The sequence below is a fragment of the Anoxybacillus tepidamans PS2 genome, from assembly GCF_000620165.1.
GTDB lineage: Bacteria > Bacillota > Bacilli > Bacillales > Anoxybacillaceae > Anoxybacteroides > Anoxybacteroides tepidamans_A.
Genome location: NZ_JHVN01000001.1, coordinates 25931 through 46373 on the forward strand (window position 1 = coordinate 25931; position 20443 = coordinate 46373).

General features: G+C 46.1%; 25 protein-coding genes. 7 read left to right on the forward strand and 18 right to left on the reverse strand.

Translation table 11 applies throughout. From position 1 onward, the window contains the following. Window positions 1–164 precede the first annotated feature (164 nt). The 9 genes from N667_RS0100165 to N667_RS0100205 form a co-directional block, all read right to left on the reverse strand. Window positions 165–1466, reverse strand: a complete 1302-nt coding sequence (locus N667_RS0100165; RefSeq protein WP_027407672.1) for a pyrimidine-nucleoside phosphorylase — start codon at window positions 1464–1466, stop codon at window positions 165–167. 15 nt (window positions 1467–1481) lie between these two features. Continuing rightward, complete coding sequence (locus N667_RS0100170; RefSeq protein WP_027407673.1) at window positions 1482–2306, reverse strand: purine-nucleoside phosphorylase; 825 nt, start codon at window positions 2304–2306, stop codon at window positions 1482–1484. A 14-nt stretch (window positions 2307–2320) separates the two neighbouring features. Continuing rightward, window positions 2321–3502, reverse strand: coding sequence for a phosphopentomutase (gene deoB, locus N667_RS0100175; protein WP_027407674.1), 1182 nt, complete (start codon window positions 3500–3502; stop codon window positions 2321–2323). A 176-nt stretch (window positions 3503–3678) separates the two neighbouring features. Then, a complete protein-coding gene (xerD, locus tag N667_RS0100180; RefSeq protein ID WP_027407675.1) occupies window positions 3679–4575 on the reverse strand; it encodes a site-specific tyrosine recombinase XerD in 897 nt (298 codons plus the stop codon). A gap of 6 nt (window positions 4576–4581) precedes the next feature. Continuing rightward, complete coding sequence (locus N667_RS0100185; protein WP_027407676.1) at window positions 4582–4794, reverse strand: YqzK family protein; 213 nt, start codon at window positions 4792–4794, stop codon at window positions 4582–4584. A gap of 95 nt (window positions 4795–4889) precedes the next feature. Continuing rightward, the gene (locus tag N667_RS0100190) at window positions 4890–5345 is read right to left on the reverse strand and encodes a Fur family transcriptional regulator (protein WP_027407677.1); all 456 of its coding nucleotides are present in this window, start codon (window positions 5343–5345) and stop codon (window positions 4890–4892) included. A gap of 112 nt (window positions 5346–5457) precedes the next feature. Next, on the reverse strand, window positions 5458–6102 hold the full coding sequence (gene spoIIM / locus N667_RS0100195; RefSeq protein WP_027407678.1) for a stage II sporulation protein M: 645 nt from the start codon (window positions 6100–6102) through the stop codon (window positions 5458–5460). Window positions 6103–6193: 91 nt separating this feature from the next. Then, window positions 6194–7357, reverse strand: a complete 1164-nt coding sequence (locus N667_RS0100200; RefSeq protein ID WP_027407679.1) for an endonuclease Q family protein — start codon at window positions 7355–7357, stop codon at window positions 6194–6196. Continuing rightward, window positions 7354–7905 carry an NUDIX hydrolase gene (locus tag N667_RS0100205; protein WP_027407680.1) on the reverse strand — a complete coding sequence of 184 codons (552 nt, stop codon included), beginning with the start codon at window positions 7903–7905 and terminating at the stop codon, window positions 7354–7356. The genes N667_RS0100200 and N667_RS0100205 overlap by 4 nt, the downstream gene beginning before the upstream one ends. Before the next feature lie 86 nt (window positions 7906–7991). On the opposite strand from N667_RS0100205, the gene N667_RS0100210 reads away from it, so the two are divergent. Beyond that, on the forward strand, window positions 7992–8912 hold the full coding sequence (locus N667_RS0100210) for an aldo/keto reductase (protein ID WP_027407681.1): 921 nt from the start codon (window positions 7992–7994) through the stop codon (window positions 8910–8912). A 34-nt stretch (window positions 8913–8946) separates the two neighbouring features. On the opposite strand, the gene N667_RS0100215 is transcribed toward N667_RS0100210, so the two are convergent. From N667_RS0100215 to N667_RS0100230, 3 genes are all read right to left on the reverse strand, one after another. Beyond that, window positions 8947–9189: a YqkE family protein gene (locus N667_RS0100215; RefSeq protein WP_027407682.1), complete on the reverse strand. Its 243-nt coding sequence runs from the start codon at window positions 9187–9189 to the stop codon at window positions 8947–8949. 244 nt (window positions 9190–9433) lie between these two features. Next, a complete protein-coding gene (locus N667_RS0100225) occupies window positions 9434–9673 on the reverse strand; it encodes a YqkC family protein (RefSeq protein WP_027407683.1) in 240 nt (79 codons plus the stop codon). Continuing rightward, the gene (locus tag N667_RS0100230; RefSeq protein ID WP_035097684.1) at window positions 9666–10001 is read right to left on the reverse strand and encodes an iron-sulfur cluster biosynthesis family protein; all 336 of its coding nucleotides are present in this window, start codon (window positions 9999–10001) and stop codon (window positions 9666–9668) included. The genes N667_RS0100225 and N667_RS0100230 overlap by 8 nt, the downstream gene beginning before the upstream one ends. An 81-nt stretch (window positions 10002–10082) precedes the next feature. Here N667_RS0100230 and N667_RS0100240 point away from each other — a divergent pair, with 81 nt between their 5' ends. Further along, window positions 10083–10292: a CDGSH iron-sulfur domain-containing protein gene (locus tag N667_RS0100240; RefSeq protein WP_027407685.1), complete on the forward strand. Its 210-nt coding sequence runs from the start codon at window positions 10083–10085 to the stop codon at window positions 10290–10292. Between the two features lie 12 nt (window positions 10293–10304). Then, a complete protein-coding gene (locus tag N667_RS0100245; protein ID WP_027407686.1) occupies window positions 10305–10499 on the forward strand; it encodes a YqzH family protein in 195 nt (64 codons plus the stop codon). Window positions 10500–10523: 24 nt separating this feature from the next. Here N667_RS0100245 and N667_RS0100250 read toward each other — a convergent pair whose 3' ends face one another. The 3 genes from N667_RS0100250 to N667_RS0100260 all read right to left on the reverse strand — a co-directional run bounded on the left by N667_RS0100250 (window position 10524) and on the right by N667_RS0100260 (window position 12616). Then, a complete protein-coding gene (locus tag N667_RS0100250) occupies window positions 10524–11315 on the reverse strand; it encodes an SDR family NAD(P)-dependent oxidoreductase (RefSeq protein WP_198020506.1) in 792 nt (263 codons plus the stop codon). Continuing rightward, a complete protein-coding gene (locus N667_RS0100255; RefSeq protein WP_027407688.1) occupies window positions 11306–12271 on the reverse strand; it encodes an MBL fold metallo-hydrolase in 966 nt (321 codons plus the stop codon). Before N667_RS0100255 ends, N667_RS0100250 begins: the two co-directional genes overlap by 10 nt. 90 nt (window positions 12272–12361) lie before the next feature. Further along, the gene (locus N667_RS0100260) at window positions 12362–12616 is read right to left on the reverse strand and encodes a hypothetical protein (RefSeq protein WP_156936071.1); all 255 of its coding nucleotides are present in this window, start codon (window positions 12614–12616) and stop codon (window positions 12362–12364) included. A 181-nt stretch (window positions 12617–12797) separates the two neighbouring features. Between N667_RS0100260 and proI the strand changes: the two genes are divergently transcribed. After that, the gene (gene proI, locus N667_RS0100265; RefSeq protein ID WP_027407690.1) at window positions 12798–13637 is read left to right on the forward strand and encodes a pyrroline-5-carboxylate reductase ProI; all 840 of its coding nucleotides are present in this window, start codon (window positions 12798–12800) and stop codon (window positions 13635–13637) included. 259 nt (window positions 13638–13896) lie between these two features. After that, window positions 13897–14943: an NADPH dehydrogenase NamA gene (namA, locus tag N667_RS0100270; protein ID WP_232223867.1), complete on the forward strand. Its 1047-nt coding sequence runs from the start codon at window positions 13897–13899 to the stop codon at window positions 14941–14943. Between the two features lie 183 nt (window positions 14944–15126). Here namA and rnz read toward each other — a convergent pair whose 3' ends face one another. Next, on the reverse strand, window positions 15127–16053 hold the full coding sequence (gene rnz / locus N667_RS0100275) for a ribonuclease Z (RefSeq protein ID WP_027407692.1): 927 nt from the start codon (window positions 16051–16053) through the stop codon (window positions 15127–15129). A gap of 163 nt (window positions 16054–16216) precedes the next feature. On the opposite strand from rnz, the gene zwf reads away from it, so the two are divergent. Both zwf and N667_RS0100285 read left to right on the forward strand, forming a co-directional pair. After that, on the forward strand, window positions 16217–17707 hold the full coding sequence (gene zwf / locus N667_RS0100280) for a glucose-6-phosphate dehydrogenase (protein ID WP_027407693.1): 1491 nt from the start codon (window positions 16217–16219) through the stop codon (window positions 17705–17707). Between the two features lie 24 nt (window positions 17708–17731). After that, the gene (locus tag N667_RS0100285) at window positions 17732–18349 is read left to right on the forward strand and encodes a cyclase family protein (RefSeq protein ID WP_027407694.1); all 618 of its coding nucleotides are present in this window, start codon (window positions 17732–17734) and stop codon (window positions 18347–18349) included. A 44-nt stretch (window positions 18350–18393) separates the two neighbouring features. On the opposite strand, the gene gndA is transcribed toward N667_RS0100285, so the two are convergent. Beyond that, a complete protein-coding gene (gene gndA / locus N667_RS0100290) occupies window positions 18394–19803 on the reverse strand; it encodes an NADP-dependent phosphogluconate dehydrogenase (RefSeq protein ID WP_027407695.1) in 1410 nt (469 codons plus the stop codon). 272 nt (window positions 19804–20075) lie between these two features. After that, complete coding sequence (locus N667_RS19910; protein ID WP_198020498.1) at window positions 20076–20252, reverse strand: hypothetical protein; 177 nt, start codon at window positions 20250–20252, stop codon at window positions 20076–20078. Between the last annotated feature and the right edge of the window lie 191 nt (window positions 20253–20443).

Sequence of the window (20443 nt, forward strand, 5' to 3'; positions counted from 1 at the left end):
TTTATACATTAAAATGGGTGCTATGGTTGAATTTTCATCAAATAAATAGCCTCTTTCGACAGTGTCAGCCTTAACCGTTTTGCAGCCCAGCCAAAGGAAAAAAAATAGAGTTCAGACATTAAGTCTGAACCCTATTTTGCCTGCGGCCTAAAATATCTACTAGTTTACAAAATTTTATCATAAATCAACGTCGGCGCTTCCACAAACTCCGCGGAAATTTTAATATGATCATATAGCATTTGCTTGACTTCATCCACTTGTTCGCTGTTGCTATAAATAGTTACAAGCGATTCACCTTTTTTCACCGTATCACCGATTTTTTTCCGCAGCACAAGTCCAACAGACAAATCAATCTTTGATTCTTTCGTCGCCCGCCCTGCACCGAGAAGCATCGCCGCTGTCCCGACCGCATCAGCAACAATTTCCGCCACCCAACCATCCTGCTTAGCTTCGAGCTCAAACCGGTATTTCGCCTCGGGCAGCTTGGATGGATTGTCAACAACGGACGCATCCCCTCCTTGCGCTGCTAAAAACGTTTTAAACGTCTCAAGCGCCGTTCCGTCTTTCATCGCCTGCTCTAACATCGCTCTTGCTTCTTCTAAAGAAGATGCCTTTTCCGCCAAATAGACCATATGGCTTCCGAGCACGAGGCAAAGCTCCTGTAAATCTTCTGGCCCTTCTCCTTTTAACGTATCGATTGCCTCTTTCACTTCTAAAGCGTTACCGATCGCATAGCCAAGAGGCTGGCTCATATCTGAAATGATCGCCATCGTTTTCCGTCCAACGCGCTTGCCGATTTCCACCATCGCGCTTGCAAGCAACTTCGCATCAGCCAACTCTTTCATAAACGCTCCCGCGCCGGTTTTCACATCTAGCACGATCGCATCCGCCCCTGCGGCGATTTTTTTGCTCATGATTGAGGAAGCAATAAGCGGAATGCTGTTGACCGTTGCTGTTACATCGCGGAGCGCATACAGCTTTTTATCGGCCGGCGTTAAGTTGCCTGTTTGTCCGATCACCGCAATTTTGTTCTTGTTGACGAGTTCAATAAATTGTTCGTTGTCAATTTCTACATGGAACCCTGGAACCGATTCGAGCTTATCAATCGTTCCGCCCGTATGGCCCAGTCCGCGGCCTGACATTTTCGCCACCGGGACGCCGACGGATGCAACAAGCGGTCCTAAAACAAGCGTCGTCGTATCGCCCACGCCGCCTGTTGAATGCTTATCGACTTTAATACCTTCAATCTTCGATAAATCGATCGTATCGCCGGAATGAACCATCGCCATTGTCAATGCAGCCGTCTCTTCTTCCGTCATGCCGCGGAAAAACACTGCCATCGCCCACGCGCTCATTTGGTAGTCAGGAATATCGCCATTTGTATAGCCGTTAATAATAAACTCGATTTCTTCTTTTGTAAGAGCGTGCCCATCTCGCTTTTTCGCGATTAAATCTACCATTCTCATACGATCACCTTCGCCTTAATTTTTCGCCATTTCCGCCACAATCGCTTTGACCAATCGCAAGAAGTTCGCCTTCACTTTCTCTGTCGTTTCAATGACTTCATCATGCGTAAGCGGCTGATCTAAAATGCCGGCCGCCATATTGGAGATGCATGAAATGCCTAACACCTCCATGTTCGCGTGACGCGCGACAATCACTTCCGGCACTGTTGACATGCCGACCGCATCACCGCCTATCGTGCGAATCATGCGGATTTCTGCTGGCGTCTCATAAGAAGGACCCGTATTCCCAACATACACACCTTCTTGCACTCCGATTTGCAAGCGAGCAGCCACGTCTTTTGCCAACCGTCTTAGCCGTTTGCTGTAAGCTTCCGTCATATCCGGAAAGCGAACGCCGAACTCTGGATCGTTCGGTCCGATCAGCGGGTTCGTCCCCATATTATTAATATGATCAGAAATAATCATTAAGTCGCCCGGTTGGAACGATTCATTGACACCGCCCGCAGCATTTGTCACGATTAACTGCTGAACTCCAAGCGCTTTCATCACCCGAATCGGAAATGTCACTTTATCCAAACTGTATCCTTCATAGTAGTGAAAGCGGCCTTGCATCGCAACAACGGTCGCTCCCTCTAATTCACCATACACTAGTTGCCCCGCGTGGCCTTCTACCGTGGAGACCGGAAAACCGGGAATTTCGTGATACGGGATTTTAACAGCCCGCTCGATCTCCTCGGCTAAAACACCGAGCCCGGAGCCAAGAATAAGCCCGATTTTAGGCGGCGTTGCAAATTTTTCTTTTAAAAATTGTGCAGCTTGTTCAATTGCTGTGCGATCCATAGATGTGCCCCTCCTTATTTTAATTCCGTTAAAAAGCTCGTTCCGTATTTCGGCATGTTGACCTGAAAGTTTTCCGCAATCGTCGCGCCGACATCAGCAAATGTTTGGCGAAGCGGCAATTCTTTTCCGCCGCTTGTGCTCGGGCTATAGACAAGAAGCGGCACATACTCGCGCGTATGGTCCGTTCCATGATGAACAGGGTCATTGCCGTGATCGGCGGTAATAATTAATAAGTCGTCGCTTTCTAAAAGCGGGAATACTTCCGACAGGCGCGCATCAAACTCCTCGAGCGCATCGCCATATCCTTTCGGGTCGCGGCGGTGACCGTATAAAGCATCAAAATCGACAAGATTTACAAAGCTTAACCCTGTGAAGTCCATCTTTAACGTATCGATCAGCTTATCCATTCCGTCCATGTTCGATTTGGTGCGGAGTGCTTTCGTCACCCCTTCATTGTCGTAAATATCGGAAATTTTGCCGATCGCAATCACATCATAGCCAGCATCTTTCAATTCGTTCATTACCGTGCGGCCGAACGGCTTGAGCGCATAGTCATGGCGATTGGCTGTTCGTTGAAATTGTCCCGGCGTTCCAACAAACGGCCGGGCAATGACGCGGCCGACCATATATTTTTCATCTAGCGTTAATTCACGTGCAATTTGGCAAATGCGATACAACTCGTCAAGCGGTACGATCTCTTCATGGGCGGCAATTTGCAACACCGAATCGGCAGATGTATAAACGATCATCGCCCCTGTTTCCATATGTTCTTTGCCAAGTTCTTCAATAATCGCTGTGCCGCTTGCTGGTTTGTTGCCAATCACTTTACGCCCCGTCCGCTTTTCAAGTTCAGCGATCAGCTCTTGCGGAAATCCGTTCGGGAATACCTGAAACGGTTTATCGATGCGAAGCCCCATCAATTCCCAATGACCAGTCATCGTATCTTTTCCGGCAGATGCTTCCTGCATTTTTGTATAATAGGCAAGCGGCTCGTTCGCTTTTGGAATTCCTTTAATTTCCCGAATGTTGCTTAGGCCGAGCTTTGCCATATTGGGCATATTTAAGCCGCCGCGATGTTCGGCGATATGCCCAAGCGTATCGGCGCCTTTGTCGTTATATTTTTCTGCATCGGGCGCTTCACCGATGCCAACTGAATCCATCACTATTAAAAAAATGCGTTTGTATGTATAGTTCATGTGAATTCCTCCTATTCGCCACAACATGATGCTCCCCGTATATCATGCCCTTATCTATTTTAAAGCAAGCAAACGATAGATTGGTCAGAAGTCTGACAACTACATTATAAAACGTTTTCATAAATACGTGCAATAAATAAGTATGAACGTTTTTTTACAATAAGAACCCGCGCACGTTAAGCGCGCGGGTGGTATTGCTTGTACACATCTTTTAACCTAGTTTTCGTCACATGCGTATAAATTTGCGTTGTGGAGATATCGGCATGGCCTAACAACTCCTGCACTGCCCGCAAATCGGCCCCATTTTCAAGCAAATGAGTCGCAAACGAATGTCTCAATGTATGCGGAGTTAATTCCTTTTGAATATTCGCCTCCTTGGCAAGCTTTTTTAAAATTTTCCAAAATCCTTGCCGTGTGAGCCGTTGTCCGTGATGATTCAAAAATAAAGCATCGGTTGTTCGCTTTTTCGGATCAAGAAGCTTTGGCCTTGCCTTTTCAATATAGACCTTTAGCGCCTCGAGCGCCAGACGGCCAATTGGCACGATCCGTTCTTTATTCCCCTTTCCATAGCAACGGACAAAACCCATCGTCAAGTGGACATCCGCAAGGTTTAAGCCGACAAGTTCACTGACACGCATGCCAGTTGCATATAACAGTTCAAGCATCGCCTTATCGCGAATACCAAATGGAGTATTCGCTTTCGGAGTATCTAAAAGCGCCTCCACCTCCCCCATCGACAACACTTTCGGCAACGTTCGTTCCATCTGCGGCGTCTCAATATGAACGGAAGGATCTTGTTCCGTCGCTTTTTCACGCAGCAGAAATTGGTGAAATGAACGAATGGAAGCGATATGGCGCGCAATCGTTTTCGCCGAACTCCCCTTTTCTTTTAAAAACTTTAAAAATTGTAAAATGTGCAATCGCGATACATCATTCCAGGAACCGATTTGTTCGACGTGCTTCAAATAATGAACATATTTTCGCAAATCGCGTTCATATGAAACAATTGTATTTTTGGCTAAGTTTCGTTCCACTGTCAAATAATGAAGAAAATCTTGCAATTCGTATTCCAACGCTCTCTACTCCCCATCGCGATAAAAAAGTATAAACCTCTCCAGCCAGTCCGTTGATGGTTTTTCTATCGTTGACACTTTCACCGCGGAACCTTGTGGCTCGTCATAACGGTGATAATTCTCATATTCTTGGTGAAACCATATAAGACTATAGTAAAATAAAAGCGTGCATCCCGTAAATAAAATAAACACTTTTACCATTTGCCAAACTGTTTTCATGGGCTATCCTCCTCGCTATATGACACTTACTAAGAGGATATGCCACCATTTTTTCTATTTATACATAAAAAACCTTTCCTATCGGAAAAGGTTTTTTACTCCTCATGTTTATCTTTTTCTTGGCAACGGTAACAAATGCCGTGAAACGTGAGCCGATGATCTTTAATTTTGAACTTCCAATCTCGTTCCACAATCGCTTCTACTTCCTCTAATAAATCTTCTTGAATCTCCGCTACCGATCCGCATTCAATACATACTAAATGGTGATGAAAATGCGTCGCCCCTTCTTGCCGAAGATCATACCGCGATACACCATCGCCAAAGTTAATTTTATCGACAATTTTTAATTCTGTTAACAACTCCAACGTTCGATAGACTGTCGCCAAACCGATTTCGGGAGATTTTTCTTTAACGAGGAGGTAGACATCTTCCGCACTTAAATGATCTTCTTCATGCTCTAAGAGGACGCGCACGGTTGCTTCGCGTTGCGGCGTTAATTTATATCCAGCGGTATGCAGGAGTTTTTTGATTCGTTCAACCCGTTCTTCCATTTGATTCCCTCCCTCGTCATTCAACTATCATTATAACAAAAGAGGGAGGGAAGTATCAAAGTAAAATTATTATCAACAAATAAATAAAATGTTTACTTATTGATAATAATTATTAGTTTTTCATTAATTCAATCACTTGCTTCATGACTACAGGCGAAACATACGCCTCTAAAGAAGCAGATGCAAGTAAAAACACGCTAATGATCACCATCACAAATGTGTAACGGATAATCATCGGAAAAATCGGTTCATGCATTCGCTTTATAAATTGATTTCGCACCATTTTCAACGAAAAAGAAACAGAAACGACCCCCATCACAATAAAAGCAGGAATCACAATAAAATTTTGCGGCATAACGGAAACAAACGACAGCAAAAATCCTTGCCAGCCCATTTGATTGACGAGAAATCCGACCGTAAAGCCGACAACAACTCCCTTTAAAAATAGCAAAATTAAAATAATTGGTAGCCCGATAATAGAAATTCCGAGCACCCACATGAATCCGACATATTTTAAATTGTGAAAATAGCTTTGTTGAAACATGTCATTTGCGCTTGCAAATTCTCCCTTCGATACTTGTCCGAAAAATTGGGTTAAATAGTAATATAAATCTTGTTTTTGACTGAAATTTAAACTATTAACGACAATAGCACCAAAAATGACGCCCATCAGAAACAAGACAATAATAAACAAATAAATTGACGCATGCTCTCGCATATGCATGGCAACGGTTGATTTCAGCGGTGGTCTTCTCATTTCTCTCTCGTCCTCCTATTTCGCTCTTACTAGATTGTATGAAAAAAGAGCGTATCTATGACAGATTTGAGAGAAAAGAGAAAAACCGCTTCTATCTTGAAGCGATTTTTCCGTATTTCCCCGCGCCTCCCGCTTCAATCGAAAGCTGGCCGGAACGGGCGAGCACAATCAACTTGGCGAGCTTTTCCCCCGCTACATCGGCTATTTCTGCTTCCGTCGCCTCGTGCAAAATGCGCATTTCCGTTCCAAAATGCCGAAGCAACTTTTCATACGTTTTTTTGCCAATGCCGGGAATGAACTCAAGCGGCACTTGATAAATGTATGGAGGACGCGGTGGCCCGTTGTTTGCGGTTTTCAGTTCTTCCAGCCGGTCAAACACCCCTTTCACAAACCGATGGTGTCCGCACGATGCGCAGCGCTCATCGGACGTCTCCATCGGCGCCGCACATTGTTCACACGCTGTTTGATGGTATTTGCCAAGCCTTGGATTAAAGCCATAATTGGCGACAATCGAACAATTTTCTTCTTGGTATAGCGCTTTTTTCAACTCGGCAAATGTCGGGGCGTTCATGCGAATGATTTGATATTCGCGCGCGATTTTCGGTAATGAATGGGCATCTGAATTCGATACATACGGATAGCGATGCAGTTCAGCGATTTGGTCGGCCATCGCTGAGTCAGCGCTCAGCCCAAGCTCAATCGCATCGATCAAGTCTGGGTCAAACACTTCGGTTAAGCTGCGGCGAACCCCTTTGCCGTATAAACTTTTAAACGGCGTAAACGCATGCGCCGGGATAAAAAGCCCGCCTAGTTCTTTTACAAATTGCTGCAGCTCTCGCCCTGTTCCGTACATGCGCTGCGAGCTGAGAGAGATGTTTTTGACGCGCGTTTTAAGCCACTGGGAAAACTCACGCATCGCCACCACCGTCGGCAAAAACACGAGCACATGAATCGGGCCTTGGCAATGCGCGTCATAAATTTCGATTTCGCTTCCTAATAAAACTGTCACATCGCCAGCCCCTACGCCGCCTTCTGCATGCTCCGTCCAGCCATTCTGTTCCGCCATTCGCTCAAGTTCATTGAGCACGTCCGGAACGTGGCTGTCAATGACGCCCACCATTTGCAAGCCTTTGACGCGCGCCGCTTCGTCGACAATGTTGGGAAGCGTCAACGTTCGCGCCCCCGTAATTTTCACCGGTTTGCCGGAAGCGGTGCGGCCGATGTGAATATGTAGATCGACGTAATAATTTTTCATCGTTTCAACGCCTGCTGCAGTTGTAGATATTGCAATGCATATGCCGTTTTGGCATCGTAAATTTCTTTGTTTTCAAGCATGGTTAACGCCTCCTCTAACGTGACTTCCAACAGATCGACAAACTCGTCTTCATCAAGCCCAGCCGCATCGTCAAGCTTTTGCAACCCTTCAGCCACATACAAATGAATCAACTCATCGGCAAATCCCGGCGATGTGTAAAACGAAATGAGATGGCGCATCTCCCGCGCTGCGTATCCGGTTTCCTCTTCTAACTCGCGGCGAGCAGTCACAACCGGCTCTTCCCCTTTTTCCAATTTTCCGGCCGGAATTTCGACCAATGCACGTTCGAGCGCTTTTCGATATTGGCGGACGAGCACTAATTTTCCTTCATTTGTGACCGGAATGATCGCCACCGCTCCTGGATGCTTCACGATTTCCCGCTTGCTTGTTTTGCCGTTTGGCAGCTCGACATCCTCTACATATACATCGATCACCTTGCCGCTAAAAATGGGTTCTTTTCGAATCGTCTTTTCCACTAAATGTTCCATTATATTCGCTCCCGTCTTTTTATCATTTCCCATTTGAATTGTACTATAATGGAATGGAGAAAATCACCTATTGAGGAGGTCCAATGATGAACAAACGGCGCATCGGGACATCGGATTTATATGTGAGTGAAATCGGGCTCGGCTGCATGTCGCTTGGAACAGATGAACAAAAAGCGATCCGCCTGATTCATGAAGCGTTAGAGCGCGGCATTAATTATTTAGACACGGCCGATTTGTATGATCGCGGGTTGAACGAGGAGTTTGTCGGAAAAGCGCTCAAGGGGAAACGCGACCAAGTCGTGCTTGCGACGAAAGTGGGGAATCGCTGGAACAATGATGGCAACGGCTGGTTTTGGGATCCTTCGAAAGCGCATATTAAAACGGCAGTAAAAGAAAGCTTGCGCCGTCTGCAAACCGATTATATTGACTTATACCAGCTGCACGGCGGCACGATTGACGATCCGATCGATGAGACAATCGAAGCGTTTGAAGAGCTGAAACAAGAAGGGGTGATCCGCCACTATGGCATCTCTTCCATCCGCCCAAACGTCATTCGCGAATATGTCAAGCGTTCCAATATCGTCAGCGTCATGATGCAATACAGTTTGCTCGACCGCCGGCCAGAGGAATTGTTTCCGCTTTTAAAAGAACATAAAATTAGCGTCATCGCCCGCGGGCCGGTCGCAAAAGGCTTGTTGACGGAAAGACCGCTTGAAGCGGCAAGCGAGAGCGTAAAGCAGCATGGATATCTTGATTATACATACGAAGAGCTGCAATTATTGCTGCCGACGTTAAAAGAGCGAACGGCTCCGAACCGTTCCTTGACCGCAGCCGCTTTGCAGTTTTGCCTTTATGACTCTGTGGTTGCTGCCGCCATTCCAGGTGCGAGCAGTCTTGAGCAGCTCGCAGAAAATATCGCCGCCGCGTCCGCCCACAAGTTGACGCAAGACGAATACGAATGGCTGCGCCAGCAGACGAAAGCGTCCGTGTACGAGGCGCATCGATAAACAAAAAGAGCTAACAGCGTTTGTTAGCTCTTTTTTACTTAAACTTCCGCCAATCTAAGTTGCTTTCATTCAACAATTCTTCAAACGTCTTCTGCTTTTCGCGCCGCTTCATTTCTTCGCGTTTGCGCGCTTCTTCTTCCTCTTTTTTCCGCTTTTCCTCCGCTTCTAATTCGCTCTTTTTCGCGCGCAGCTTTGCATACAAATCAGAAGTAAGGCGATCTTTTAGCATCATTTTTTCATCGTCTTGGTTCATGGAAACCCGCTGTCTTTTTTTCACCGCAAATCCCCCCTAGCGAATAAAAACGTCATCATTTTTTCATGATAAGAAAGCACATCATTTAAGGAAAGGAGACTCGTTTGATGGCTAACAACCGCGGACAAAAAGGCAAACCGTCGGCAGATACAGTCAAACCGATGATCGCCAAAGAAGAACTTGAAAAAGCGATCCATCCGACCAAGCGGCAAAACACGCCGCAATAACCAAACGATTGGAGGCGGTCAAACGACTCGCCTTCAATCGCTTATAAAATTTCTGTAATATGCGGCATATGTTCATTCATCCAAGCGATCGCTTCATCGAGCGTGGCAAACTCCGTTGTTTCAAACGTCATCTCGTCTTGCAATAGCCACACATCTTTCTTTTCTTGATAAACGCCAGCAACCGACCAATGCAGCAAACTGTACGGGTCGTTTTCATGGGTAAACGACACCCATGTTTTTTGCTTGGCGATATTTTCGATTTGTTTTAGTTTGTCATTCATGTTGTTCACTCACTTCCATAAGCGACATGCGCGGATTCAAAATTTGATTGGGGCTTTTGAGCTGAAAACATCCTGCCCCGTCGACCACATCGATCGTCATTGTATCGTCGTAAAACACAAGACGGGATTTCTCAAGCAAAATAGGAATATAGTTCGTCGCAACGGCTACATCGTCTTCATCCGCATGATCGACAAGCCATAACGTCGGCACGCCGTTGACAACGCAACCGCAGCCATCCGTATCATACTTCAGCTTTAGCTGCTTATTTTTCTGTGACAAAATCAGCTCAAGTTGTTGCATTGCTTTCTCGGTAAATGTAATATTCATAGTGATCGCCCTTTTGCGTTTGAATTTTACATACCTTATTATACTAACAAAAACGGAAAGACAAATAAAGGAGGATGCAGTATGGAAAAGGTGCAAATTAAAGTGAACGACAACGGATCGTTGCGCGTTACGGGAGATGTCGAGTTAATCGACGCGGAAGGAAACAAATTCGAAACAAAACAAACGTTTTCTCTTTGCCGCTGTGGCATGTCGCAAAAAATGCCGTTTTGCGATGGATCGCATAAAGGAAAATTCGAGTCCGTCGTCCGTGCGACGCCAGCACAATCGTAAGGATTGAAGCGCTTGAATGAAAAATGGCTGAAAAAATTCGTCCGCAACTGCCTTCTTCAATACGGACGCGATGTCGACGAATTTCCGTTCACCGAGTCGGAATGGGCCGATCTTTCTCATAAAATTATATTAGAAAAACAAAAACAACCAAATAGCGACTTATATGAAATCGTTCATGACATCCTGTATGAATACCTAACAAAATAAGTCTCCTCGCTTGGCGAAGGAGACTTATTTTTTAAAAAAGGCGTTTTTCCCTATTCTTTCAACGAGAGCTGGAAACAGTTGATACAAACGGCTTCCGGCGTTCATCCAGCGCGGCATGTTCACTTCCCTCGTTGGTGTCATCATGACATCAACAACGCGACGGGCGACATCGTCAGGGCGAAGCATCCATTTTTCCACGTTTTTTACATACTCTCCTGATGCATCGGCAACCGCAAAAAAGTTGGTGGCAATCGGTCCTGGATTAACGGCCGTCACAAACACGCCAAAGCGTGATGCTTCCATGCGCAGGCTGTTCGTAAACCCGAGCACCGCATGCTTTGTCGCCGCATAGACGCTCGATTTAGGCGTGGCGATTTTCCCCGCCTGCGAAGCGATATTAATAATATGTCCGCTCCGCCGTCTCATCATCTGTGGATACACCATTTTGACGCAGGCGATCAATCCAAGCACATTGACGCGAAACATATCTTCCACTTCTTCCAAATCGATATCTTCCGCATAACGAAATACGCCGAACCCCGCATTGTTAACGAGCACATCAACTTCAATATTTTGAAGCAGCTTGTAAAACGTATCCTCCACTGCCGCCACATCGCCGACATCCAAACGTTCATAGCGGCACGAAACTCCGTATGTTTGCTCGATCCGATCGGCGATATCCGCCAGCTTTTCCTCGCTGCGCGCCAACAAAATCGGGATCCCTTTTTGTTTCGCAACTTCGTAAGCGATCCGTTCACCGATTCCGCTTGAAGCCCCCGTAATCACAACATGTTTTCCTTCAAGCCTCAAAGCGATCCCACCGCCTCATAAATATACTCCTCTCCTTCTTTCCGTTTTACAGCCGCCCCGACATGTTCTAAATAATCAAGCTGCCCAATCGTTTCCGACATCGTCAGCAAAAACTCTTTTTCATAGACAGAAGAAAAGAGCTGACGGCATACATCGAACACGGTCATCGGGCGTTCTCGCAACATTTCAAGCACATGGCCGGCACGCTCTTTTTGCTTTTCCAGCCTTTTTTCTACTAATGCCGGGACGTCCGTGACATCAGCGCCGTGTCCGGTGACGACTTTAGAAATCTCGTAATGAAGTAGTTTACGTAACGAATCGTTATATTGTAAAAGCGGTTTCGGCCGCTCTGCTCCCTCTTCTATTGGGGGTTCCAACAAAGGATTGGACGAAATGGTCGCCAGCAAATGATCGCCGCCGATCATGAATCCATCTTTTTCACGGTATAAGACGATATGGCTTTGGGCATGACCCGGCGTTTCAATCACGGTCCAATCCGGAAGACCAGCAATCTGATCCCCTTCACCAACAGCAACATCGAGCGAGCGCTCGCAAGAATAGCGAAGCGAACTACGAACGTTAGGCAATTTCGCAAAAAATGCGCGACTAACACCGCATTCAATTAAAAATTGATCAAAATAACGCCCATCCCAAGCAAAAAATTGTGGATCTTTGCTAATCCACGGCTTTGCTTTCGGGTGACCGATGACCGGAATCGATTTAGGCAAATAATCTAGCAAGCCTACATGATCAGGGTGATGGTGGGTAATGACGACTTGCTCAATATCAGTAGGTTCATAACCGATCTCCGCCAACTGCTTCGTAAACGCCTGCCATGCCTCCTCCGTTTTCACTCCAGCATCAACGAGCGTTAGGCGTTCCCCTTTAATTACATACATATTGACATCCCCAACAGCAAACGGCGTCGGCACCGTAATTCGATAAATTTCATCTTTCTCCATCGTAAAATCCCCTTTATTGTTATAGCGTCATAACTTTTTGGTAATCACGTTATTTAAAAGTTTACACATATTTCGACTATTTGTCATTTTTTAATTGCTGTTCGCAAAAAATTCAAACAAAAAAACTTTTGCTTTGCTATTGACAACGGGCTTGGTTTCAGTGCATAATTGCAAACAAATCAAACGCGTTGATGTTTTGGCAAGCTGGCTTGCAGAAAAATGAAGATCATTTTGCTTTTTTGCATCAATCATAGAAGATAAGCGATGAACGGGGCCAGTAAATGATGAACGGTTACAAGAGAGTGGGACCCATAGGCTGAAAGGTTTCATAACCCTCTTCATCATTGAACCTACCCCATGAGCTGTTAGGAAAACCTAACCGTCGGGCCGACGATACCGGCTAACGAGGTGGGCGCTGTTTGCGCCAACAAAGGTGGTACCGCGGAGAAGCAAGACCTTTTCCGTCCTTTATAGGGCGGAAAAGGTCTTTTTTATTGGATATACGATAATACAAGGAGGGACTACAATGAAAAAAGCACCGACAATTGCTTTTATGGGGGCAGGATCGATGGCGGAGGCGCTGATTGCTGGAATGACGAAAACGCTGTATCAGCCTGAACAAATTGTGGTCACGAATCGCTGCAACATCGAACGTCTTTCTTATATACAAGAAACGTATCAAGTGCGGATTGAAATAGATAAAGAAAAAGCCATCAAAGAAGCAGAGATCATTGTGCTTGCGATGAAACCGAAAGATGCAGCCGAAGCGATCACATCAGTAGCAGAGGCGATCAACGAACAACAATTGATTATTTCTGTATTAGCGGGAGTAACTACAGAAACAATCGTGTCGCTCATCGGCAAACGCGTCGCCGTTGTGCGTGCCATGCCTAACACGTCGGCCGCAGTGGGTCAATCGGCCACCGCTATTTCGGGCGGGCAATATGCCAACGCCGCTCACCTAGCCGTGGCTAAAGAGCTATTTGAAACGGTCGGAACGGTCGCCGTCGTCGAAGAACAACATTTACATGCAGTGACAGGGCTTTCCGGAAGCGGTCCTGCGTACGTCTATTATTTAGTCGAGGCGATGGAACAGGCGGCTGATGAAATCGGACTGGACCGCGCGATCGCCAAAGATTTGATTTTACAAACGCTCATCGGTTCCGCCCACATGCTCAAGGCGACGAAAAAACATCCGGCCTCGCTGCGAAAAGAAGTAACGAGCCCAGGAGGCACGACGGAAGCTGGCATCGGAGTGCTTGAGCGCTACCGCTATCAAGAAGCGGTTGTCGCTTGTATCAAACGGGCGACCGAACGCTCTCAAGAGCTCGGAAAAGCGCTGATGCCGTTCCCTTCGGCAAAATAAACGTTTCATCCGATAGACCTGCAATCATAAAAACTTTCCCGCCAATAAAAACAAATGAGAAACACATCTTAAGCACATAAAAGAGCGAGGGGCAAGCGGGCCCCTCTCCTTATAATACCTCCCTCCATCTACTATGCAGAAAATTACACGCTCAAAAGCAAATACGAAAAATGTAGCTATCCGCTGCGAAATGAACATGGCATATATACAGAGCGAAACGTCTAAAGCACATTGTTTTTCTTTTCCAACGAAAAGTGCTATGATTCTACTGAAACCGATACACTTGGAGGGAACGACGATGCTTTTTTCACCATATGACGTAAGAGGAGTGACGTTGAAAAACCGAATTGTCATGTCGCCGATGTGCATGTACGCTTGCGATGCCGAGGACGGAACGGTTCACAATTGGCACCTCGTTCACTATCCGGCGCGAGCCGTTGGTCAAGTCGGACTGATTATCGTTGAAGCGACAGCCGTTACGCCGCAAGGAAGAATTTCTGCGCGCGATTTAGGCATCTGGAGCGATACGCATGTTGATGGATTAAAGAAACTCGTATCGCTCGTTCAAGAGCACGGCGCAAAAATCGGCATTCAGCTTGCCCATGCTGGCAGAAAAGCGATGATAGAAGGCGAGATTATTGCTCCTTCGCCGCTTCCGTTTGACGAAAAAATGGCAACGCCAAAGGAAATGACAAAAGCGGATATTGAAGATACGATTCAGGCGTTCCAGCACGCAGCACGCCGGGCTAAAGAAGCCGGCTTTGATGTGATTGAAATTCACGCCGCCCACGGCTATTTGATTAATGAATTTTTATCGCCGCTTACAAACCAACGAACCGATGAATATGGAGGCACAGCCGAAAATCGCTACCGCTTCTTAAGTGAAGTGATTACCGCTGTCAGAGAAGTATGGGACGGACCGCTCTTTGTGCGCGTATCTGCAAACGACTATCATCCAGATGGACTCACAGTGCAAGACTACGTGGAATACGCAAAGCAAATGAAAGAGCAAGGCGTCGATTTAGTAGACGTGAGTTCCGGTGCCGTTGTTCCGGCGTCCATTGACCCATATCCTGGCTATCAAGTGCCGTTTGCTGAAGCGATTCGCCATGGCGCCGGCATCGCCACAGGCGCAGTGGGACTGATCACTTCCGGCCTTCAAGCGGAAGAAATTTTACGCAACGGCCGTGCGGATCTCATTTTTATCGGCCGCGAACTATTGCGCGATCCATATTGGCCAAGAACCGCAGCCAAAGAACTCGGCGTGCCGCTTGAAGCGCCGAAGCCGTACAAACGGGGATGGTAAAAAACAGACCGCAAGAAAGCGCCTTATAACAAAATACTATTTGTTTTGTAGAATGAAGCCGGAACACATTCCAAACCCAACTCCTACTAGAGAGAGAAAAAAGGGGCAAACTCTCCGAAACCTGGAGAGATTTGCCCCCTTTTTTTCACTATCGGCAAATGCGTTTTATTTTCTCTTTCATTTCTATTTCTTTTTAGGAACTGAAAACGACATGAAATCTGAAGCGATAGCGACATTGGCGAAAACCGCCTGCGCTTCTGCCAACAGCCCATCGCACATATCTCCTTGATAGCGCGAGCTAATATGCGTCAATATGAGTTGTTTCGCTCCTGCTCGCTTTGCCACTTCCGCCGCCTGCGTCGTCGTTGAATGGAAATACTCGTGCGCAAGCTGCGCTTCGTCCGCTCCAAATGTCGCTTCATGCACAAGCACATCCGCTTCCCTAGCAAGTTCAATGCTTGCCTCACAGTAACGCGTATCCCCTATAATGGCTACAACTCTTCCCTTTTGCGGCGGGCCGACAAATTCGCGCCCATCGATCACCGTTCCATCTTCTAGCGTCACTGTATGTCCTAGTTTAATTTGTTGATAAATTGGGCCGGGGCGAATGCCAAGCGCCTGCAATTTATCTACTAACAGCGTGCCCGGCAAATCTTTCTCTACAATTCGAAACCCGTACGATGGCATGCCGTGATCAAGCTGCTTTGCTGTTACAATAAATTGTTCGTCTTCAAATACAACTCCTTCTTCAAATTCGGTTATGTGAAGATCATATTTCACCCGCGTTCCGCTCACAGAAAGCGCAGTGTCAATAAACGCGTGAATTCCTTTAGGCCCGTAGACGACAAGCGGCGTGTCTCCTCCTTGAAACGAACGGCTTCCTAACAACCCCGGCAAACCAAAAATATGGTCGCCGTGAAGATGGGTAATAAAAATTTTTTCGATTCGTCTCGGACGCACCGGTGTATGTAAAATTTGATGCTGCGTGGCTTCACCGCAGTCAAACAACCAAGTTGCTCCTCTCTCTTCTAGAAGCTGAAGCGCTAGTGCCGATACATTCCGCCCTTTAGAAGGAACACCAGATCCTGTTCCTAAAAACAACAATTCCAATGAGCCCACCTCTTCTTTTTTTGTCTGTTGCTAGAGTACCAATGTTTCTAGCACAATTCAACATCGTTTTCCGACTCGATGCAAAAATGTTTGCGTTCCCTGAAAGAAATCTCTACAATTAGATACTTGAAGAGACAATTTTAGCTAAAGCGAGGTACATATAGTGAACAACGTGAGTCCAAAGTCACTGATCGTTATCTTCGGCGCCACGGGGGATTTGGCGAAGCGCAAACTTTTTCCTTCTATTTACAGACTTTATCAAAAAGGAAAGCTATCAGAAAACTTCGCCGTAATTGGCGTCGCCCGACGTTCTCTATCTAACGACGAATTCCGCCATTATGTCAGCCAATCCATTCAAGAGTCCATGAAACAAGAACTGAATAACGAATCGTTCGCGTCTCATTTTTACTACCATTCCCTTGACGTAACAAGCACCGCTTCCTACCAGGAACTGAAACGGCTGCTTGAGAGTTTAGATGAGACATATCACACTGAAGGGAACCGCATTTTTTATTTAGCGATGGCTCCCGAATTTTTTGGCACGATTACGGCCCATTTAAAATCAGAAGGATTGACTGCCACGCACGGTTGGAAGAGACTCGTTATTGAGAAACCGTTCGGCCACGACTTAAAAAGCGCTCAAAAACTCAACAAGCAAATTCGCCAAGCGTTTTCTGAAAGAGAGATTTTCCGCATCGACCATTATCTTGGCAAAGAAATGGTACAAAACATTGAAGTGATTCGCTTTGCGAATGCGATTTTCGAGCCGCTTTGGAACAACCGCTTTATCGCCAATATTCAAATTACATCAAGCGAAACGCTCGGCGTCGAAGACCGTGGACGCTATTACGACCACTCAGGAGCGTTAAAAGATATGGTGCAAAACCATATGCTGCAAATGGTCGCTCTCTTAGCAATGGAACCGCCAATTAAACTAACGACCGATGACATTCGCAGCGAAAAAGTGAAAGTGCTCCGCGCGCTCCGTCCGATCTCTCATGAAGAAGTTGACCAGTACTTCGTTCGCGGACAATACGGACGTGGAATGGTTCAAGGAAAAGAAGTGGTCGGATACCGCGAAGAAAATAACGTTGATCCACACTCCAATACGGAGACATTTGTCGCAGGAAAGCTGATGATTGATAACTTCCGCTGGGCGGGCGTACCGTTTTACATTCGTACAGGAAAACGCATGACGGAAAAATCGACAAAGATTGTCGTTCAATTTAAAGACGTGCCAATGAATTTATACTATCGCACGAGCGAAAACGTTCATCCAAACTTGCTTGTTATTCACATTCAGCCAGATGAAGGCATTACGCTTCATCTCAACGCGAAAAAAAGCGGGGAAAGCATGAAAACGACACCGATTAAACTCGATTACTGCAACAACTGCATCGATGGCATCAACACCCCTGAAGCGTACGAGAAGCTGCTTTATGACTGCATGCGCGGGGATGCGACAAACTTTACACATTGGGACGAAGTGGCTGCTTCGTGGAGCTTTATCGATCCGATTTCTGAAGTATGGGCGAATACAAAAGCCATTGATTTCCCGAACTATGAAGCTGGTTCAATGGGGCCGAAAGCGGCGGATGAACTGCTGCAAAAAGACGGCTTCCATTGGTGGCCGATCCATTATAACGAACAATAAATATAGGCAGAAAGGAGAAGGCTTATGAAAATGTACGACGTAACCGCTCCGATTTTTGAAGGGATGCCCGTCTATAAAAACAAGCCGGAAAAACAACCAAAACTTGCAACCACAACGAATGATTACGTCACTGAATCGCGCATCGACATGGACGTACATACAGGCACACATATCGATGCGCCGCTTCATATGGTGAAAAACGGGGAAACATTTGAAACGATCCCGCTTGAAAAACTAGTTGGTCCATGCAAACTGTTCGATCTTACAGAAGTAAATGATAAAATTACAAAAGAAGACTTAGTGAATCTTAATATTCAAGAAAATGATTTCGTTTTATTGAAAACAAAAAATTCGTTCGATGAAGCGTTTAATTTTGAGTTTATTTATGTTGCTGAAGATGCGGCGCAATATTTGGCCGAAAAACGCATTCGCGGCGTTGGCATTGACGCCCTTGGCATCGAACGCAGCCAGCCGGGGCATCCGACACATAAAACGTTATTTGGCCATGGCATTATCGTCATTGAAGGACTCCGCTTGAAAGACGTGGCAGCGGGCGAATATTGGATGGTCGCCGCTCCGTTAAAACTTGTCGGCACCGATGCGGCTCCAGCGCGCGTCCTTTTGTTTGAACAACATCAATAAACAATAACCCCCTTATTGCGTGATGGCAATAAGGGGGTTTGTCATTATTTCAACCATTCTGTATGGAATACGCCTTCTTTATCAACACGTTCATATGTGTGGGCGCCGAAGTAGTCGCGCTGCGCCTGAATAAGGTTTGCCGGCAACGTTTCCATCCGGTAGCTGTCGTAATACGCAAGGGCGCTGGCAAACGCCGGAACTGGAATGCCGCGCATCACTGCTGTTGCGACAATTTCGCGAAGCGCTTCTTGATAGTTTTCCACAATTTCTTTGAAATATGGGTCTAGCAGTAAGTTAGAGAGCGCTGGATCGCGGTCATACGCTTCTTTAATTTTCTGCAAAAATTGGGCGCGGATAATGCAACCGCCGCGGAAAATCATCGCGATGTTGCCGTATTGCAAATTCCAATTATATTCATCTGATGCAGCTTTCATTTGCGCGAAGCCTTGCGCATACGAACAAATTTTGCTCATGTAAAGCGCACGGCGCACCGCTTCGATGAAATGCGCGCGATCTCCTTCATACGGCTTGACATCAGGTCCCGCCAATAGCTTGCTTGCTTTGACGCGCTCGTCTTTCATTGCGGAAATAAAGCGGGCAAATACCGATTCAGTAATAATCGGAAGCGGCACACCTAAGTCAAGCGCGTTTTGGCTCGTCCATTTCCCTGTTCCTTTTTGCCCTGCTTTGTCTAAAATGACGTCGACAAGCGGTTTGCCTGTTTCTTCATCGATTTTCGTAAAAATATCCGCTGTAATTTCGATTAAATAGCTGTCCAATTCGCCGCGGTTCCACTCGGCGAACACTTCATGCAGCTCTTGCGCGTTTAAGCCGAGCACATGCTTTAATAAAAAGTACGCCTCTGCAATCAACTGCATATCGCCGTACTCGATGCCGTTATGCACCATTTTCACATAGTGCCCTGCCCCGTCTGGACCGATGTACGTTGTGCACGGTTCACCGTCCACTTTCGCAGCAATCGCTTCAAAAATCGGACGCACGAGCTCATGCGCTTCTTCTTGTCCGCCCGGCATGATCGAAGGCCCCTTTAGCGCCCCTTCTTCTCCGCCAGATACGCCTGTGCCGATAAAATGAATGCCGAGTTCGGCTAACTCCTGATTGCGGCGCTGCGTATCTTTAAAATACGTATTGCCCCCGTCAATTAAAATATCGCCTTTTTCCAAATACGGCTTTAACTGTTCAATCGTCGCATCCGTCGCCGCGCCAGCTTTCACCATTAATAAAATTTTGCGCGGTTTTTCAAGCGCGTTGACGAACTCTTCGATGCTGTATGTACCGACAACATTTTTGCCTTCCGCTTCTTTTAAAAACTCGTCCGTTTTTTCACGAGAACGATTGTACACGGCCACCGAATACCCGCGGCTTTCAATATTGAGCGCCAGGTTTTTCCCCATGACCGCTAGACCAATGACACCAATTTGCTGCTTTGCCATCGCGAAACGTTCCTTTCTATTTTTAATTGTTCATGAAAGAACATACCACAGTCCATTTGCCCATTCAAGTTTTGTGAAGACATTTTTATTATATTTTCAATATGAAAGGGGTTTCACGATGCGAGCTCACGAAACGACAGCGTATGATTTCCATATAATCACATTTTCCCAAATCATGTTTGTCGCTTTATTTGCTATATTTTAGGCAAAAAAGAAGAAATAAAAACAAAGAGAAAGAGCCTTGAAACATAGGCTCTTTTCCAATAACGTTTTTAATATCCCCCGTACGGGTAACCGCCGTACCCAAATGGCGAATAGTAAGGGTAGTGATGGTGATGGTAATACGGGTAATGCGGATAGTAAGGGTAAGGGTAATGATGATGGTGATGGTAATACGGATAATAACCTCCGAACATCGATTGAGGGCCGTATGGCCATTGTCTATCCATAAAAATTCCTCCTTATATCTTTCCGTTTTCGCTATACAGGATATGTGCGGAGGAAAAAAGTGTATGGGCAAAAGCCTAAATTTCCTTATATTTAACATATCTATCGAAAAGTCTCCCACCTAGAAACGACGTATAGGCGAAAGAAGTTCATATGCCTTAAAACTTCATATATGCACAACGTTCAAACTTTC

Coding starts and splice junctions, on each gene's coding strand:
- N667_RS0100165 (WP_027407672.1), bottom strand. CDS start 1,466: ATGAGAATGGTAGATTTAATCGCGAAAAAGCGAGATGGGCACGCTCTT.
- N667_RS0100170 (WP_027407673.1), bottom strand. CDS start 2,306: ATGGATCGCACAGCAATTGAACAAGCTGCACAATTTTTAAAAGAAAAA.
- deoB (WP_027407674.1), bottom strand. CDS start 3,502: ATGAACTATACATACAAACGCATTTTTTTAATAGTGATGGATTCAGTT.
- N667_RS0100185 (WP_027407676.1), bottom strand. CDS start 4,794: ATGAAAACAGTTTGGCAAATGGTAAAAGTGTTTATTTTATTTACGGGA.
- N667_RS0100190 (WP_027407677.1), bottom strand. CDS start 5,345: ATGGAAGAACGGGTTGAACGAATCAAAAAACTCCTGCATACCGCTGGA.
- spoIIM (WP_027407678.1), bottom strand. CDS start 6,102: ATGAGAAGACCACCGCTGAAATCAACCGTTGCCATGCATATGCGAGAG.
- N667_RS0100200 (WP_027407679.1), bottom strand. CDS start 7,357: ATGAAAAATTATTACGTCGATCTACATATTCACATCGGCCGCACCGCT.
- N667_RS0100205 (WP_027407680.1), bottom strand. CDS start 7,905: ATGGAACATTTAGTGGAAAAGACGATTCGAAAAGAACCCATTTTTAGC.
- N667_RS0100210 (WP_027407681.1), top strand. CDS start 7,992: ATGAACAAACGGCGCATCGGGACATCGGATTTATATGTGAGTGAAATC.
- N667_RS0100225 (WP_027407683.1), bottom strand. CDS start 9,673: ATGAATGACAAACTAAAACAAATCGAAAATATCGCCAAGCAAAAAACA.
- N667_RS0100230 (WP_035097684.1), bottom strand. CDS start 10,001: ATGAATATTACATTTACCGAGAAAGCAATGCAACAACTTGAGCTGATT.
- N667_RS0100240 (WP_027407685.1), top strand. CDS start 10,083: ATGGAAAAGGTGCAAATTAAAGTGAACGACAACGGATCGTTGCGCGTT.
- N667_RS0100255 (WP_027407688.1), bottom strand. CDS start 12,271: ATGGAGAAAGATGAAATTTATCGAATTACGGTGCCGACGCCGTTTGCT.
- N667_RS0100260 (WP_156936071.1), bottom strand. CDS start 12,616: ATGATGAAGAGGGTTATGAAACCTTTCAGCCTATGGGTCCCACTCTCT.
- proI (WP_027407690.1), top strand. CDS start 12,798: ATGAAAAAAGCACCGACAATTGCTTTTATGGGGGCAGGATCGATGGCG.
- namA (WP_232223867.1), top strand. CDS start 13,897: ATGATTCTACTGAAACCGATACACTTGGAGGGAACGACGATGCTTTTT.
- N667_RS0100285 (WP_027407694.1), top strand. CDS start 17,732: ATGAAAATGTACGACGTAACCGCTCCGATTTTTGAAGGGATGCCCGTC.
- gndA (WP_027407695.1), bottom strand. CDS start 19,803: ATGGCAAAGCAGCAAATTGGTGTCATTGGTCTAGCGGTCATGGGGAAA.
- N667_RS19910 (WP_198020498.1), bottom strand. CDS start 20,252: ATGGATAGACAATGGCCATACGGCCCTCAATCGATGTTCGGAGGTTAT.